This window comes from Streptomyces inusitatus, assembly GCF_014651115.1.
GTDB classification, from domain to species: Bacteria; Actinomycetota; Actinomycetes; order Streptomycetales; family Streptomycetaceae; genus Streptomyces; species Streptomyces amakusaensis.
Map to the genome: position 1 here is coordinate 130,031 of NZ_BMWG01000001.1, position 15,672 is coordinate 145,702.

The 15,672-nt window shown below is 71.4% G+C and carries 10 protein-coding genes and 1 tRNA gene; 4 read left to right on the forward strand and 7 right to left on the reverse strand.

Annotated elements, in window-relative coordinates; genetic code table 11:
- Position 1 precedes the first annotated feature (1 nt).
- On the reverse strand, positions 2–1,129 hold the full coding sequence (locus tag IE247_RS00625) for an LLM class flavin-dependent oxidoreductase (RefSeq protein WP_190121364.1): 1,128 nt from the start codon (positions 1,127–1,129) through the stop codon (positions 2–4).
- Positions 1,130–1,521: 392 nt separating this feature from the next.
- On the opposite strand from IE247_RS00625, the gene IE247_RS00630 reads away from it, so the two are divergent.
- Positions 1,522–3,285, forward strand: a complete 1,764-nt coding sequence (locus IE247_RS00630) for a hypothetical protein (RefSeq protein ID WP_190120832.1) — start codon at positions 1,522–1,524, stop codon at positions 3,283–3,285.
- On the opposite strand, the gene IE247_RS00635 is transcribed toward IE247_RS00630, so the two are convergent.
- Entirely contained in the window at positions 3,225–5,405 is a 2,181-nt protein-coding gene (locus IE247_RS00635; protein ID WP_190120833.1) for an NB-ARC domain-containing protein, read from the reverse strand. The two genes, IE247_RS00630 and IE247_RS00635, sit on opposite strands and share 61 nt — an antisense overlap.
- 152 nt (positions 5,406–5,557) lie before the next feature.
- Here IE247_RS00635 and IE247_RS00640 point away from each other — a divergent pair, with 152 nt between their 5' ends.
- Positions 5,558–7,240, forward strand: a complete 1,683-nt coding sequence (locus tag IE247_RS00640) for a CDP-glycerol glycerophosphotransferase family protein (protein WP_190120834.1) — start codon at positions 5,558–5,560, stop codon at positions 7,238–7,240.
- Here IE247_RS00640 and IE247_RS00645 read toward each other — a convergent pair.
- Positions 7,228–9,321 (reverse strand): tetratricopeptide repeat protein, encoded by a 2,094-nt coding sequence (locus IE247_RS00645; protein WP_190120835.1) that lies wholly within the window; start codon positions 9,319–9,321, stop codon positions 7,228–7,230. The two genes, IE247_RS00640 and IE247_RS00645, sit on opposite strands and share 13 nt — an antisense overlap.
- 131 nt (positions 9,322–9,452) lie before the next feature.
- Here IE247_RS00645 and IE247_RS00650 point away from each other — a divergent pair, with 131 nt between their 5' ends.
- The gene (locus IE247_RS00650) at positions 9,453–9,890 is read left to right on the forward strand and encodes a hypothetical protein (protein ID WP_190120836.1); all 438 of its coding nucleotides are present in this window, start codon (positions 9,453–9,455) and stop codon (positions 9,888–9,890) included.
- A gap of 266 nt (positions 9,891–10,156) precedes the next feature.
- Here the strand turns inward: IE247_RS00650 and IE247_RS00655 are convergent, their stop codons facing one another.
- The 3 genes from IE247_RS00655 to IE247_RS00665 all read right to left on the reverse strand — a co-directional run bounded on the left by IE247_RS00655 (position 10,157) and on the right by IE247_RS00665 (position 12,229).
- Positions 10,157–11,056, reverse strand: a complete 900-nt coding sequence (locus IE247_RS00655) for a helix-turn-helix domain-containing protein (protein WP_190120837.1) — start codon at positions 11,054–11,056, stop codon at positions 10,157–10,159.
- 12 nt (positions 11,057–11,068) lie between these two features.
- Positions 11,069–11,326: a hypothetical protein gene (locus IE247_RS00660; protein ID WP_190120838.1), complete on the reverse strand. Its 258-nt coding sequence runs from the start codon at positions 11,324–11,326 to the stop codon at positions 11,069–11,071.
- Positions 11,327–12,155: 829 nt separating this feature from the next.
- Positions 12,156–12,229 (reverse strand) — tRNA-Thr (locus tag IE247_RS00665).
- A 215-nt stretch (positions 12,230–12,444) separates the two neighbouring features.
- On the opposite strand from IE247_RS00665, the gene IE247_RS00670 reads away from it, so the two are divergent.
- Positions 12,445–13,968 (forward strand): MFS transporter, encoded by a 1,524-nt coding sequence (locus tag IE247_RS00670; protein WP_229868371.1) that lies wholly within the window; start codon positions 12,445–12,447, stop codon positions 13,966–13,968.
- 21 nt (positions 13,969–13,989) lie between these two features.
- On the opposite strand, the gene IE247_RS00675 is transcribed toward IE247_RS00670, so the two are convergent.
- The gene (locus tag IE247_RS00675) at positions 13,990–15,546 is read right to left on the reverse strand and encodes an alpha/beta hydrolase (protein ID WP_190120839.1); all 1,557 of its coding nucleotides are present in this window, start codon (positions 15,544–15,546) and stop codon (positions 13,990–13,992) included.
- Positions 15,547–15,672: the final 126 nt, after the last annotated feature.

Here is a 15,672-nt window from a genome sequence, read left to right on the forward strand (position 1 = left end):
CTCAGTCCTCCGGGGTCTGCGGCGCTTGCTGCGGCTGCGGCTCGGTCCCGGTCCCCTCGTCGCGCGCCCGCAGCAGCGACTGATGCGTCGGGGCGTCGGGCGCGTCGGGCGACCTCCCGACGGCGAACTCCTTCCGGAGCACCGGCACGACCTCCCCGCCCAGGAGATCCAGCTGCTCCAGCACCGTCTTGAGCGGCAGCCCGGCATGATCGACGAGAAAGAGCTGACGCTGGTAGTCCCCCGCGTACTCCCGGAAGCCGAGCGTCTTCTCGATCACCTGCTGGGGAGATCCCACCGTCAGGGGCGTCATCGAGCTGAAATCCTCCAGCGACGGCCCATGCCCGTACACCGGCGCGTTGTCGAAGTACGGCCTGAACTCCCGTACCGCGTCCTGACTGTTGGGCCGGATGAAGACCTGCCCTCCCAGCCCGACGATCGCCGCCTCCCGTGTGCCGTGCCCATAGTGCTCGAAGCGCTTCCGATACAGCTCGATCATCGTGCGGGTGTGGGACGAGGGCCAGAAGATGTGATTGGCGAAGTATCCGTCCCCGTAATACGCCGCCAGCTCCGCTATCTCCGGCGTACGAATCGAGCCGTGCCACACAAAGGGCGGAATGCCGTCCAGCGGGCGGGGAGCCAGCGTAAAACTCTGCAACGGAGTCCGCAGCTTCCCCTCCCAGTCGACCACCTCCTCCCGCCACAGCCTGCGCAGCAGCCCGTAATGCTCGACCGTCAGAGGAATCGCCTGGCGAATGTCCTGCCCGAACCACGGGTACACCGGACCGGTGTTCCCCCTCCCCAGCATCACATCGGTCCGCCCGTCGGCCAGATGCTGGAGCACACTGAAGTCCTCGGCTATCTTCACCGGGTCATTCGTGGTGATCAGCGTCGTCGACGTGGACAGAATGATCCGCTCCGTCAGCGCCGCGACATAGCCCAGCAGCGTCGTCGGCGACGACGGCACAAACGGCGGATTGTGATGCTCCCCCGTCGCGAACACATCCAGACCGACCTCCTCCACCTTCCTCGCGATGGCCACCGTGTCCCGGATCCGCTCCGCCTCGGTCGGCTCACGATTCGTGGTCGGGTCGGGGGTCACATCCCCCACCGTGAAGATGCCGAACTGCATTCCACTCATAGCGCTGCCACTCTCCCTCCTTGTGCGTCACACGCACTCGGGGAACTACCGCAACACCTGCCTCACCAGCCTCATGGCACACCTGAGTGTTCCCCCTACGGGCCGAAACCGAACCAGACCCGCGCCTCGAAGAAGCTCGCCCCCGCCCCGGAAAAACGAAAAAACCCGGGATAGTCTGCTGCGTGGCACTGATCAGAAGTACAGGAATGCAGAGCCAGGCAGCCTTCCAAGGAGAGAAAACGGTGGACCGGTTGCCAAGCGTCCACACTTGCGCTAGCCACGCTGGAGCCGGGAGCCGGGAGCCGGGAGCCGGGAGCCGGGAGCCGGGAGCCGGGAGCCGGGAGCCGGGGGTGTGCGATCCTGCCGTCGGGCGGAGGTACGCGATGGAGTCCGACGAGCGCATTCTCGTCCCCGTAGGACCTGATGCCGCGCGCTGGCGGACCTTCGGCAGCGTACGCACGCTGGTGGTCGCCGCGCGGACGATGACGTCGCTGGTGCGCGTACTGGACGTGGTCCCGGAGATCGTGCCCGACGACCCGCGGATCGCCGTGGTGTTCGCGTACGACCCGACATCCGCTTTCAACGACGGTGTGCTCGATCTGCTCCGGTCGCTGGGCTGCCGTACGCTGCCGTGGTCGCAGCTCGCGGACATCTCGCCCGACCTGCTGATCTCCGCCTCCGAGAACATCTCGGTGCCGCCCGGCGACTATCCGGTGGTGGTGCTGCCGCACGGGATCGGGTTCCAGAAGCAGGTCCCGGATTCCGCCGGGCGGGGAACCCGCCTGTCCGGGCTCGTCCAGGACGATCTGCTGGCGGCCGGCCGGGCCTGGCTCGCCGTCTCCCATCCCGACCAGGAGGCCCAGCTCGCGGCCGCCCACCCCGGCACGGTCGGGAGGACGGTGCTCGTGGGCGACCCCTGCTTCGACCGGCTCCGGGCGAGTGTCCGATGGCGGGAGCGCTACCGGGCGGCCCTTGGCGTGCTTCCGGGGCGTCGACTGGTGGTGGTCAGCTCGACCTGGGGCGAGGAATCGCTGGTCGGGTCCCGGCCGGGACTTCCGGCGGACCTGCTGTCGCAGCTCCCTTCCGACGAGTTCCGCGTGGCGCTGATCCTGCACCCGAACGTCTGGTCCGGTCACGGCGCCTGGCAGGTCCGGGTCATGCAGCAGCGCGCCGCGGAAGCCGGTCTGATCGCCGTGGACCCCGCGGACGGCTGGCAGCAGACCCTGGTGGCCTCGGACGTGATCATCGGCGATCACGGGTCGGTGACGCTCTACGGGGCGGCCCTCGGACGCCCCGTGGTGCTCGGCGCGTTCGGTTCGGAAGCCGTTCCCCGGACCGCCGGTCACGCGCTCCGCTCGGCCGCGAGCCGGCTGGAAACAGACAGGCCGCTGCGGGAGCAGCTGGAGACGGCCATGGCCGTACACCGGGCGGACCGCTTCACGGCGGTCGCCGACAGCGCCTTCGCGGAGCCGGGGGAAGCCCTGCCCCGGCTGCGGAAGCTGGTCTACGGCCTCCTCGGCCTCCCCCGGCCCGAACATCCCGCTCGCGGGCCGCGCGCCTTCCCGCTCCCGGCGCCGGACACCGCACGGGCCCGGTCCCTGATGGTGCGCACCTCCGTCGTACCCGGGGCCGAAGGCGAACTCTGGGCGGAGGTAAGCCGCTTCCCCGCCGCGCTCACCGGGGAGAGCGCCGAGAGCGAAGCGTCGTTCTGGCACTTGGCATGCGATGTCGACGAGCCGGACACGCGTCTCGTCGACAGTGCCACCGTCGTGTGCTCGGCCTCGGAGATCCTCGCTCCCGGGACCGGGCGGCAGCGCGTGGCGGCTCTCCTGGCCGACTTCCCCGGGGCCCGGATCGCCGCGCTGACCGGGGACGCCGGGGAGGCCGGCTGCGTCGTCGGACTGCGCGACGGACGGCTGGTGCGCGTTCGCGCCGCCGACGGTACGGTGCCGGACCCGGGCACCGCCGCGACGGCGGTCTATGTGTGCCTGCGCCTCGGCTCACCGCTGGACGGCGCGGTGGTGGTCCTGCTCCACGGCGCGCGGCGGCAGAGGCTGCTGCTCGGCCCCGCCCGGCCGGCCGCGGATCAGCCCTCGGTGAGCCTGGCCAGGACCTCGGCCGCCCGGGGACTGCCGCCCTCCTCATAGACCGTGAGGGCACGGCGGAGACAGTCCCGGATCTCCACCGGGTCGTCCAGCAGGTCCGCGAGGTCTTCCAGGGCCCCGGCCTCATAGTGCGAGGCCCCGACGCGGTGCAGATCGTCGGCGGCCCGGGACAGGGCGGCGGCCGCCTCGGCGAGGTCACCGCTCCGGGCCAGGGTCCGGCCGGTGTCGGCCAGCGACCGCGCCGCCATCCGCTCGTCGCCCAGCGCGAGGAACGTCTCCCGCGCCCGGCCGAGGGCGGTCAGCGCCGTGGCGTGGTCACCGGCCGCGCTCTGCGCACAGCCCAGGAAGTAGCGGGCCAGCGCCTCGCCCCTCGGCTCCTCCGCCTCGATGTTGAGAGCGAGCGAGGCGCGGTACGCGTCCACCGCACGGGCCGGATCGTGCCGGTCCCAGTAACGGCCCAGGAACTCCTGCACCGACGCTTGGAGGACGGTGTGCCCCGACTCCACCGCGAGCTGCTCGGCCCTGTCGAGTTCCGCCTTCGCCCGCACATCCTGCCGCAGGTCGAGGAGCGGCCGGGACAGCAGACTCCGCAGGCGCGCCTCGGCCGCCGCGGCGCCGTCGAGCCGCGCGGCTTCGGCGCCCAGTTCGAGCGACTCACGCCAGTCCGCGAGGTGTCGATGGTGGAGGAAGAGGACGGTGAACCCCTCGGCGAGCTGCCACACCGGACGGTGGAGGCCGAATCCGGACGCGGCCCTGAGCACGGCGAGGATGTTGGCCCGCTCGGCCTCCAGCCAGCTGATCGCGTCACTCCCGGGATCGCTCGCACCGGCGAACGGCCCCGGGGCGGCGGGACCGGAGACCTCACCGGAACCGGAGAGAAGGGGCGGCTCGGCGATCCGAAGCCGGTCGGCCCGGACCGCGCGGTCCGCCGAACCGGTCAGCGCGAGATAGTGGCCCGTGACCGCGCGTACCGTCTCCCGTTCCGCTCCGGGCGGGTCGTCGAGGGCGCGGGCGGTGTCCCGGGCGTGCAGCCGGACCAGGCCGTGCAGCACATACCTCCGGTCGTCGGCGACGGACAGCAGACTGGCGGCTTCCAGCACATCCAGCGCTTCCTGAGCCTCGGCCGCCGAGCGCAGCCCGGCCGCCACCGCGGCGACGGCGGTGTCGAAGCTGAGGCCGGGCAGCCGGCCGAGGACCCGGTACATGCGGGCGGCGGCGTCAGGGAGGTCCCGGTAGGCGAGTTCAAGGGCTGCGGACACGGTGCGCTCCTCGTGGGCTGAGGACACGGCGAGACGGCTCAGACGGCTCTGTTCGTCGGAGAGTTCGGCGGCCAGCGAGCCGATCGTCAGACGGCGGTGGATCAGCAGCCGCGCGCCGCAGATGCGCAGGGCGACCGGAAGGCCGCCGCAGAGTTCCACCAGCCGTGCCGCCGCCTCCGGTTCGTCCATGACGCGCTGCCGGCCGCAGAGGGCCGACAGCAGCTCCAGAGCGCTGTCCGCGTCCAGGACGTCGAGCTGGAGGAGGGCCGCCCCGTCGAGGACGAGTTCGCCCAGCCGCCATGTGCTGGTCGCCAGTACGGCGCTGCCCACCCCCTGGGGCAGCAGAGTGGTGACCTGAGCCGGGCGCGTCACATCGTCCAGCACCACCAGCATCCGCTGCCCGGCCGACAGATCGCGGTAGAGGGCCGCACGGTCGGCGAGGCTCGCGGGAAGGTACTGGTCCCGCACTCCCAGGGCGCGCAGACAGACGGCGAGTGCCTCCGAGACGTCCCCTCCGGCGCCCGAACGCAGCCCGGCGAAGTCGATGAAGATCTGACCGCCGGGAAATCGCCGCTGGTTGTTGTGGGCCCATTGGCAGGCGGCGGCCGTCTTGCCGATTCCGGGGAGCCCGCTGAAGACGCCGATCCGGCAGCCGTCGGCGTCGCCGTACCCGAGTAAGCCGTCCAGCTCGGCCAGCACCCGGTGGCGGTTCACAAACCCGCGTGGCGGTCTCGGCACCTGGTCGGGACGGCGGCCGAGGTGCGGTTCCCGTACCTCGTGGTAGTTGAAGGTGATACCGCCGTGGACGACGCCCGCTTGTACGAGCTGCCCTTCGACATGACCCGGGATGCTGTTCGTGATCCCCGGCGCCGCCGGGCGATCCGGCTCGCCTCGCGTGCTCATGAACCACCGCCTTCGAGATCTCGGACCACTCGTCACCGTACTGGACACCGGACGAGAAGGAATGCGTTTCCGCAGCCACTACGATCGGGCGCATGCCGCACCGGGCTCCAGACAACCCCTCCGAATCACCTGTTCCGCCCGCACCTCGCCATATGGGTATAATTAACACTTTTCGGACAGCGGACAGCGGACAGCGGACAGTGCTGGTCGCTGTGCGCTCCGCGGGAGCCCTGCACCGGCTTCTCGACGTACTGCCCGCCTTCGACGGCGACAGCCGCGTCGTCACGCGGTTCACGCTGGTGCCGGGCTCGCGCTTCGACGTCGACGCGCTCTCGGCCCTGGACCGCGCAGGCGCCCGCACCCTGCCCTGGGAAGAGGCGCTTCGTGGCGCGCACGATCTGATCCTGGCGGCGAGCCCGAAGGGAGAACTCCGACGGCTGTCGGGCCCCCGGGCGCTGCTGCCGCACGGAGCCGGGTTCAACAAGACGATCACCGACGACGGATCGGCCGGGGTCCCCTCGGGCCTCGATCCCCACTATCTCCTCGCCGACGGCGGGCCATGGGCCGGGCTGCACGCCCTGGCGCACGAGGAGCAGGTGTCCCGTCTGGAGCGTACGAGCCCCGTCGCCGCGCGGCACGCCGCGGTGGTCGGCGATCCCACCCTGGACCGCCTCCTCGCGTCCGCCCCCCGTCGTGAGGACTTCCGCGACGCCTTGGAGACCGGGCCCCGCAGACTCATCGTCCTGACCTCCACCTGGGGACCGGAATCGCTGGTGTCCCGCCGCCCCGGGCTGGCGGCCGACCTCAGTGGGCTCCTGCCGTACGACTCCTTCCAGCTCGCCCTCGTCCTGCACCCCAACGAGCACAGCGACACGGGGCTGTTCGACCTGTCCCGGCGGCTCGCCCCGGCGCTCTCGGCGGGCCTCGTCCTCTCCCGCCCCCATGAGGAGTGGGCCGCGCTGCTGATCGCCGCCGACGCCGTGATCACCGACCACGGCTCCACCGCTCTGTACGCCGCGGCTCTCGGCCGCCCGGTCATCGACGCCTACGACGGCGGCCACGAACTGATACCGGACAGTCCGATGGCACGGCTGCTGGCCGCCTCGCCCGGGCTCCCGGCCGCCCCGGAACTCCCGGACGCCCTCCGGGCCGCCCTGGCGGTGGACACCCGTACTCTCGCCGCCGGCGCGTTCTCCCGACAGGGCCAGGCCCTGACCCGGCTGAGGCACCACCTCTACCGGCTCCTCGGGCTCACCCCTCCGCCCGGGCCGGTCAGGACGCGGGCGTTCCCCCGCCCTTCGACGGCACCCCGCAGGCCGTCGGCCTTCGCGGTACGGACAGAGGTGTCGGGTGAGCGGATCACCGTCCAGCGCTTCCCCGCGCACACGCGCGAGCACGTCCACCACCTGGCGGCCGAGCATCCCACCGCCGGACAGCGCGAGGCGCAGAGCGCCTCCGTACTGTGGCGACGCGCCCAAGACACCGCCGCGCACCCGCACTCGACCGCGTGGACGGTGTGGACGGCGGGCGGCTGGACCGCGCACGCCCTGGCGGAGTCACCGGCCTGCCGCACCGCGGTCGCGGTCCTGACGCCCCGGCGATGTCTGCTGAGGCACCGCGCAGCCGGACTGTTCAGCCTCCGGCTGGAGCCCCATCGCGACGCGGGCCGCGTCTCCTACGCCGATCCGGCGGCCGTGGCCTCCGCGGTCCACGCGTGGCTGGGCACCGGCGCGTCCCACGCTCCACCCGTGTCGCTGCTGTGCGACACGGGCGCGATCACCGTACGCGTGCACCTGGAAACCGCGGTGGCGGACGACCTCGACTACGAGCTCTGATCTCCGGGGGAGGCTCCCCCGTACTGAACCGCGATACGGTTCGCGGCCGTACGGTGCTCCCGCGCGACACGTGTATCGCCGCGGTCGTCCGCCAGGCTCGCCAGCTCCTCCAGGACACGGACCTCGTCCGTACGGGAACCACGCGCCCGGGCGCCGTCCAGAGCGGCGCTGACCAGAGGGTGAGCTTCTTCCGGGCGCCCCGCCAACCGCAGCGCGCGGCCCAGCTCGAACCCCGCCCGCGCCGTCATCCGCTCCCGTTCCTGAAGCCCGGCCATCCGATGTGCCTCGCCGAGGAGGGCGACGGCCTCCTGATGCCGCCCGCTCCGCAGAGCGGTCCGTCCCAGCAGATAGGTCTGAAGCAGCACCCCGTACACATTGCCGATCTCCGCATGGGCCGCTTTCGCCGCCTCGAAGTCGGCGGCGGCCCCGGCCCAGTCCCCCGTCTCGGCCTTGAACAGGCCCTGGAACTCCACCGTCGACGCCCGCAGCTTGAGCTCCCCGGGCGACTCCCCAAGAGCCGCCGCGGCGGCGAGAGCATGTCGAAGCTGCTCGGCCGCCTCGTCGTACAACCGCTGCTCCCACAGCGGGCGGGCCAGCTGGCACCTCATGCGCACCATCGCCGGCAGGTGCTCCATACGGTCGGCCGCGGCCACCCCCGTACGGAAGGCGTCCGTGATGTCCGCGTAGTGCGGATGGTCGAGGAAGTGCGTCCACAACGGCTCGCACAGCGCCCACGCGTCCTCGTACAGACCGTCCTCGAAAGCCAGGCGGACACACCCGTACAGAGCCGACCGGTGGGACTCCAGCCACCGGAGCGCTTCCGGTTTGCCCGGCAGGCCGACATCGGGCACGGAGGCCGCGACGGGCTCCGGCGTCGTCGCGAAGGTCATCCGCTCCCCGGCGGCGAGCAGGTCCGCGCGGGCGGCCTGGCGCCGGTACCACGCGATCAGCGAGCGCCGCGCCCCCGCTCGCTCCGTCCCGTCCCGGTCCTCCTGCCGCGCGCGGCGCTCGGCGTGCCCCCGCAAGAGGCTGTGCATGCGCCAGCCCTCGGCCGAACCCTCCAGCAGCCCGGCGGACTCCAGTTCCTCCAAGGCATCGCCCGCGGCGGCGGGATCGCGGCCGAGCAGAGCGGCGGCGGTCAGCTCCTGGATCCGCTGGCCCGGAAGCTGGGGCAGCACACGGTACAACCGCGCCGAATCCGGTGCCAGACTCGCGTACGCCGCGTCCCACACCGCTTCGACCATGGGAATCCCCTTGCCGCGCAGCTCCGCCGCGAGCTCCTCGACGAGCCGGGACAAGCTGCGCCTGCGGTACTTGCGGACCCACTGCCCGGCCACCTGGAGCGCGGCCGGCAGTCCGCCGCAGCCCCGCGCCAGATCGACCGCCGCGTCGGGCTCCTCCGTCAGCCGTGGGTCGGCCACCAAGCGCCCCAGCAGCCGTACCGCGTCATCCACCGCCAGCGGCCCCACCGGCACCTCGACCGCGGCGGTGCCGTCGAGGTCGTACAGCGCGCCCTGACTGGTGACGATCACCAGCCCCCGGTCCGACGCCGGGAGGAGCGGGACGACCTCGGCCCCGTAGCGGGCGTTGTCGACGACCACGACGATCCGCTTGTCCCGGGTCCGGCTCCACAGCTGCTTCGTACGGCCGCCGAGCGATCTCTCCCACCACTCCGGCGACACTCCCAGACCGCTCAGGAGTTCCCCGACCGCGTCGGACACCTCGACGACACCGTCCCGGCGCAGATCGTCCAGATCGACATAGAGCACCCCGTCGGGATACCGGTCCACGAGCCCCCTGGCCACATGAAACCCCAGAGCCGTCTTGCCGATGCCGCCGATACCGGTCAACGCGACGACCAGAGGCCCCTGTTGAGCGGGGTGATCCCGGACCGCACGGGCGATGCGCTCCTGCTCGTCGCGCCTGTTCTCGAACCATGCCGGCGCTGGCGGAAGTTGGAAGGGGACGGGCTGAGCAGGCGCTTCCCCGGCATACAGATGCTGGTGCAGCTCGCCGATGCGCCCCGCTTGGACAACCGCGTCCGCACGACCGTCCAGACTGTTCCACGTCTCCTCAGCCATGCGCCAACAGTAGGGGCTCACCGGCTCCATGACGACGACGCGCGAGTTTTCCGGATGCGCCGGAGCATCCCCGTCCCCCCATGCGGCAGACCTAAGGTAGAACAATCCGACGTCGACCCAGGGAGACCAGCATGGACCCGATCACCGCAGCGACCCTCGCCGCACTGGCCGGCGGCATCGGAAGCGAGGCCGGACGCCACGCATGGCAAGGACTCACCGCACTGGTACGACGCCCGTTCCAGCGGGGATCCGCACAGGGGACGGAAGAAGACGGACCGTCCCAGATCAGCTCCGGCGAACTCGAAGCCGCCGCCCTGCAGAACGACCCCACCGACCCACTGCGCGCCCAGGCCCTCGCCACGGCCCTCGGGGTACGGGCCGCCCTGGACGGGGAGTTCCGCGCACTGCTGGAAGAGTGGCAGCGGCAGTCCGAGCCCAAGCCCTCGGGCGGTGTGGCCCACAACAGCGTCGGCAACGCCCACGACAGCACGGTCGTCCAGGGCCAGTCCTTCTCCGGCCCCTTCACCATGCACATGACGCGCAACTCCGCCGCTTCCGGCCGGGAGTAGCCGGCCTCGCCCGATCGGGGTGCCGTGTGGGGCTAGCGGATCGAACCGGCCACGGCCCGGACCACCGAGATCGCATCAGCACATCGCCGACCCACTCGGCCGATCACGAATAGCGGACGAGGGCGGACTCAAAGGTCCGCCCCGCTCCGCCCGTAACCCCTCGCCGCACGGACCCACGCTCCGGCCGCCCGTTTCGATGCGATCGGCCATCGCGCCCCCCATTCGGCGACCTCGCCGAGCGCCCCGATCGGGATCACGGTGCACTCCTACCGGGCCGCCCGACGGCGGCGCGGCTTGGACCTCCCCGGCTTCCGCCTCTTGCCCAAGAAGGGACGCGGCTCCGATCCCTGAGCGAGCGAGGGCAGGAGGGGGAAGACGTTGATGCCGAGATTCCTCAGGGCTGCGTCCTGAGCGGTCTTGCCCCAGTGGGGCATCCTCCTCAGTTCCTCTTCGTACTCCATCAAGTCCCGGCGGTAACGCTGGCGGACCCTCTCGGCCGCATCTGCTGTCACCTCAGCCAGCGCATTCCATGGAAGCACCTCTCGATGGCGAGCCCACCTGTTCGTCACCAGGTGCTGGCGCTGTTCCCGGTGCCACACCCGACGCCACGCCTCCACCCACGCCGCCTCCTCCTCCCAAGGAACCTCGCAGACCTCCAGGAAGGCGCGGAGCTGGTCGATGGTAAGCATGGTGGCACCGTGGAGCATGCGGTGCAGGGTGCTATGCGGCAGGCGGTTGAGTCCCGCCCGCGACTCCATCTCCGCCAACGGCATGGAACCTGCGCGGTAGTAGAGGTGACGGAGGCCGGCGAGGAGGTCGGCGGAGTTGCCGACCAAGTGCGCCTTCGGCACCGTCTTTCCACCTTGGTGCGGGTTGGGGTGGTCCAGGACGCGGGCGTCGCGCCAGTACTTGCGCGCCACGCTCGGGCTGGCCCCGCACGCCTTGGCGTACGCCTCCACAACGGGCAGTCGCGGTATCGCGTCACCCGACGCCGCGCGGCGCAAGGTGGAGGCGGAGCAGTCAACGGCGTGCAACTCGGTGCACCGCTGAGCGAGCTGCGCGTAGGTCAGGCCCGCCTCCGTGCGCCACCGGCGCAGATGCGCGGCGAGCATCAGGTGGCCGGGGTTGGCACCGCCGACCGGCAACGGCTTCTCGGGACGTCCCATCGGTACCCCCCCTCACACCAGGCGCAGGGCGCTGAGGTGGGCGCGGCGCATGAAGCGGAGGGTGGCGACGACTCCCATACCGATGAGTGCGGCCCCAGCCACAAGCTGGAGGACCGTCGTGAGGTCCAGCCGCTGTGCGTCTGGACCGGGAGAGGCATACAGGGCGGTGGCGGTGAGAACGATGACGATCACCACGACCGCCTCGGTGCCCCGCAGGCGGTGGGGTGCGGGCGGCGGGACGGGGCGGGAGGCATGACGAGAGCGGCTCACTGGCAGGTTCCCTCAGGATCATGTCGGGGGCGACTGCGATGCGGTACCCCCGGACGGATGCGGACTCCTTCGTCACCGAAGGGCGGTGGTAGACGCCCCGTGGTGTGATCAGTAATCCTGCCTCATGAGCCACGGAGGGTGGGGAGTTGATGCAGTGACATCCCGCCCCCTGGGTCCCGTGCCCAGCTGGTCAGCTCACGCTGCCACCTCGCAAGTACCTGACCTGCTGTTTTCTTTATCTGGCCAGATTTACCGGATGAACGTGATTGAGGTTGAGCCACCTGCGTCCCTCTTCAGCTTGCTCCCAGGCCTGCACGGGTGCGACGCTTCTTGGACCGGCTCGCGGGACGCGAACGTCTCGATTCCCCTCATGCGGACTCCTTCGAAAACTTCGCGAGGTTCAAGGTCGGTAGCAACGGATCGTGTGTGGTAGCACGCCGTGGCATCGTTGAGGGCTGGACCATTGAGGTCCAGCCCTCACGCGTTTCACTGGGCGTATGACCACGTCGTCATCTCGCCACTGGCACTAGCGATGCCCGGCACTCCGGCTTCCCGCCCAGGGCCCAGGGCCCAGGGCCCAGGTAGGCGTACGCGGCCCACCAGCGCACCGCCTGGTCGGCACCGTTGAAGATCTGAAGCACAGGGGAGGAACGGCCCAGCCCTGCGAAGGCGTCGCCGGCACGGCTTGCGCGTCCGCCGCACGCGCGGCCACCCCTTGGCCACCCCTGGGCTCACGCGCCCTCGGTCCGGGGGTCCGGCGGGCCCGTCCCCTGGCCCCGAAAAAGCGAAAAACCCCAGGTCACGGCGAGTGAGTCCTGAGGTTCTTCAGAGCCGCCTTCGGGATTCGAACCCGAGACCTACGCATTACGAGTGCGTTGCTCTGGCCAACTGAGCTAAGGCGGCAAACTGCCGATAGAGCCATCCCCGCAGAGGGAGGTTCTCATCAGCAGCGGCACCAAGTCTACAGGCTTGTTTCGGGTGCCCCGGACCACCCCGGAGCGGTCTCGCGGGGCTGCGACCTGGCTCTCGACTTGCACACCGCGGGGGAGATCCCTCAATACTGGCCGAGAAGTACATAGGCGGGCATAGCGCTACTTTCACCCCGAAGGGATGGAGCCGTGGCCCAAGCCGTGAACCCCGGGGGCACCGCGGAGGGCAGTCCGGGGGCCGGGCGGTGGGCGGTGCTCGCCGTGTTGTGCGCGAGTCTGCTGTTGGTCGCGATGGACGCGACGATCTTGAATGTGGCGCTGCCGTCGCTCATCGACGATCTGCGGCCGAGCGCGATCGAGCAGCTGTGGATCATCGATGTGTACGGGCTGGTGCTCGGCGGGCTCCTGGTCACCACGGGGGCGGTCGGGGACCGGTACGGGCGGAAGCGGCTCTTCATCGTGGGGATCGTGATCTTCGGGCTGGCGTCGGTGGTCGCCGCGACGGCCGAGACCACATGGCAGCTGATCGGTGGGCGGGTGCTGCTGGGGATCGGGGGCGCGATGGTGATGCCGTCGACGCTGTCGCTGATCAGGAATGTCTTCACCGACGCCCGGGAGCGCGCGCTCGCCATCGGGATCTGGGCGGCGGTCGCCGGGGCCGGGGCCGCGATCGGGCCGCTGGTCGGCGGGGTGCTGGTGGAGGAGTACGGGTGGGCGGCGGCCTTCTGGGTCAATGTGCCGGTGGTCGTGGTGACCGTCGTCGCGGGGCTCTGGCTGCTGCCCGAGTTCAAGGACGCGGGGCACGGGCCGCTCGACCGGGTGGGCGCGGTGCTGTCGGTGGTCGGGATCGTGGCGCTGGCCTGGGGGATCAAGCATGTGGCGAAGGGGAGCCCGGGCGCGGTGGACATCGTGGTGCTGGCGGCCGGGATCGCGGCGCTGTGGCTCTTCGCCCGCCGGCAGCTCACACTCGCCGATCCGCTGCTGGACGTACGGCTCTTCAAGAACCGCACCTTCACCGCCGCCGCGCTGGTCATCCTGATGGCGATGCTGGCGATCGGCGCGGCGCTCTTCCTGGTCTCGCTCTGGCTCCAGTACGTCCATGGCTACTCCCCCTCCCAGGCCGGGCTGCGCACGCTGCCCGCCGCGCTGGCCATGCTGATCGGGGCGCTGCTCGCGCCGTGGGCGATGGAACGGGCCGGGGTCAGAACGGTCATGGCGGTGGGGCTGAGCGGGGTGGTGGCCGGTTTCCTGGTGCTCGCGCTGTCGCCGGAGCCCACCACGTACGGCTATGTCGCCGCCGTGCTGGTGCTGCTCGGACTGGGCGACGGGATGGCGATCACCACCGCCTCGTCGGTGCTGGTCTCCTCGGTCCCCGCCGAGCGCGCCGGGCAGGCGGGGGCGGTCTCCGAGACCAATTACGAGCTGGGCGTCGGCCTCGGGGTGGCGCTGCTCGGCTCGATCCACGGCGCGGTGTACGCGTCGCACATGGCCGGGCAGCCGGAGCTGGCGCGCGAGTCGATCGGCGGGGCGTACGAGCTGGCCACCGGCGAGGGCGGCGGCGCGGGCGAGGCGGTGCTGGCCGCCGGGCGGGCCGCCTTCGACAGCGCGCTGACGACCACGGCGTTCGTCTCGGTCGGGATCGTCGGCGCCGTCACCCTGCTGGTGGTGTGGCTCGTACCCGGTGGTCTGCGCGCCAGTGCCGGCCACCACTGACACGGGCGGACGCGGGCGGGCTCAGCGGCAGCGCTTGCCCTTCGGCGGAACCGTGCCTTCCAGCAGATAGGCGTTGATCGCCGTGTCGACGCAGTCGCTGCCCCGGCCGTACGCGGTGTGGCCGTCGCCGTCGTAGGTGAGCAGCCTGCCCGAGGAGAGCTGCGAAGCGAGCCCGCGCGCCCAGGTGTACGGCGTCGCCGGGTCGCGGGTGGTGCCCACGACCAGGATCGGGGCCGCGCCCTCGGCCTCGATGCGGTGCGGCTTCCCGGTGGCCGGGGTGGGCCAGTACGCGCAGTTCAGGGCGGCCCAGGCGAAGCCCCGGCCGAAGACGGGCGAGGCCTTCTCGAACTCCCCGACCGCGGCCGAGGCCTGCTTCGGGCCGGTGAAGGCGGGCGGCAGGTCCAGACAGTTCACAGCGGCGTTCGCGTACATCAGATTGGAGTAGGAGCCGTCGGGGTCGCGCTCGTAGTAGCTGTCGGCGAGGGTCAGCAGGGAGGCTCCGTCGCCCTTCATCGCGGCGGCCAGTGCCTCGCGGAGCTGCGGCCAGGCGCCCTCGTCGTACATCGCTGCCAGCACTCCCGTGGTCGCCAGCGCCTCGCCCAGCCGGCGGCTCTCCCCGGTGGGGATCGGCCGCGCGTCGAGTTCGGCGAAGAACGCCTTGAGCCGGTCGGAGGCGTCCCGCTCGGAGCCGGTGCCGAGGGGGCAGTCCGCCCGCTCGACGCAGTCGGCGGCGAAGGACTGGAACGCGGTTTCAAAGCCGGCCGTCTGATCGCGGTTGACCTGGCGGGCGGGGAGCGCCGGGTCCAGCGCGCCGTCGAGCACGAGCCGGCCGGTGCGGGCGGGGAACAGCTCGGCGTAGGTCGCGCCGAGGAAGGTGCCGTACGAAGCGCCCACGTACGTCAGCTTCCGATCGCCCAGCACACCCCGCAGCACATCGAGGTCGCGGGCCGTCTCGACGGTGGAGACATGCGGCAGGACCGTGCCGGAGCGCTTCGCGCAGCCCTGCGCGAACTTCTGGAAAGCGCGGGTGAGGAGGGTGGTCTCGGCGGCGTCGTCCGGGGTCTGGTCGGTCTGGGTGTACGCGTCCATCTCCTTCCCGTCGAGACACTCCACGGGCTCGCTGCGCGCCACCCCGCGCGGGTCGACGGCGACCATGTCGTAGCGGGCTCGGACCGGGGCGGGGTAGCCGATGCCCGCGTACATCTGGAGATAGCCGACGGCCGAGCCCCCGGGGCCGCCGGGGTTGACCATCAGGGAGCCGAGCCGCTTCCCGGGGCCGGTGGCCCGTTTGCGGGCCACGGCGAGCTCGATGGACTCGCCGCCGGGCTCGGCGTAGTCGAGCGGCACCTTCAGCGAGGCGCACTGGAAGCCGGAGGCCCCGCACTCGCGCCAGGAGAGCTTCTGCCCGTAGTACGGACGGAGCTTCTCGGACGGCTCGGCGACGGCAACCGCCCCCGCGCCGTCGGGGGTGGACGCCGAGGCGCTGGACGAGGAGCCCCCTCCCGTGCACCCGGAGGCAAGCAGGGCCGCTGCGGCCACCGCGAGGACGGAACTGCGGAATGTGCGCCTTGGGTCCATCCCCGGAGCGTAGGGGACGATGCGCGAGGAATGCCGTTTTCCGCCCGGACGGGTGAAGCGCGTCGTTGACGAGGAGACGGGACGGGGACTGCGAGTACGGGGGACGGGTGTGCGGTACGGAGCCGT

Coding starts and splice junctions, on each gene's coding strand:
- IE247_RS00625 (WP_190121364.1), bottom strand. CDS start 1,129: ATGCAGTTCGGCATCTTCACGGTGGGGGATGTGACCCCCGACCCGACC.
- IE247_RS00630 (WP_190120832.1), top strand. CDS start 1,522: ATGGAGTCCGACGAGCGCATTCTCGTCCCCGTAGGACCTGATGCCGCG.
- IE247_RS00635 (WP_190120833.1), bottom strand. CDS start 5,405: ATGAGCACGCGAGGCGAGCCGGATCGCCCGGCGGCGCCGGGGATCACG.
- IE247_RS00640 (WP_190120834.1), top strand. CDS start 5,558: ATGGGTATAATTAACACTTTTCGGACAGCGGACAGCGGACAGCGGACA.
- IE247_RS00645 (WP_190120835.1), bottom strand. CDS start 9,321: ATGGCTGAGGAGACGTGGAACAGTCTGGACGGTCGTGCGGACGCGGTT.
- IE247_RS00650 (WP_190120836.1), top strand. CDS start 9,453: ATGGACCCGATCACCGCAGCGACCCTCGCCGCACTGGCCGGCGGCATC.
- IE247_RS00655 (WP_190120837.1), bottom strand. CDS start 11,056: ATGGGACGTCCCGAGAAGCCGTTGCCGGTCGGCGGTGCCAACCCCGGC.
- IE247_RS00675 (WP_190120839.1), bottom strand. CDS start 15,546: ATGGACCCAAGGCGCACATTCCGCAGTTCCGTCCTCGCGGTGGCCGCA.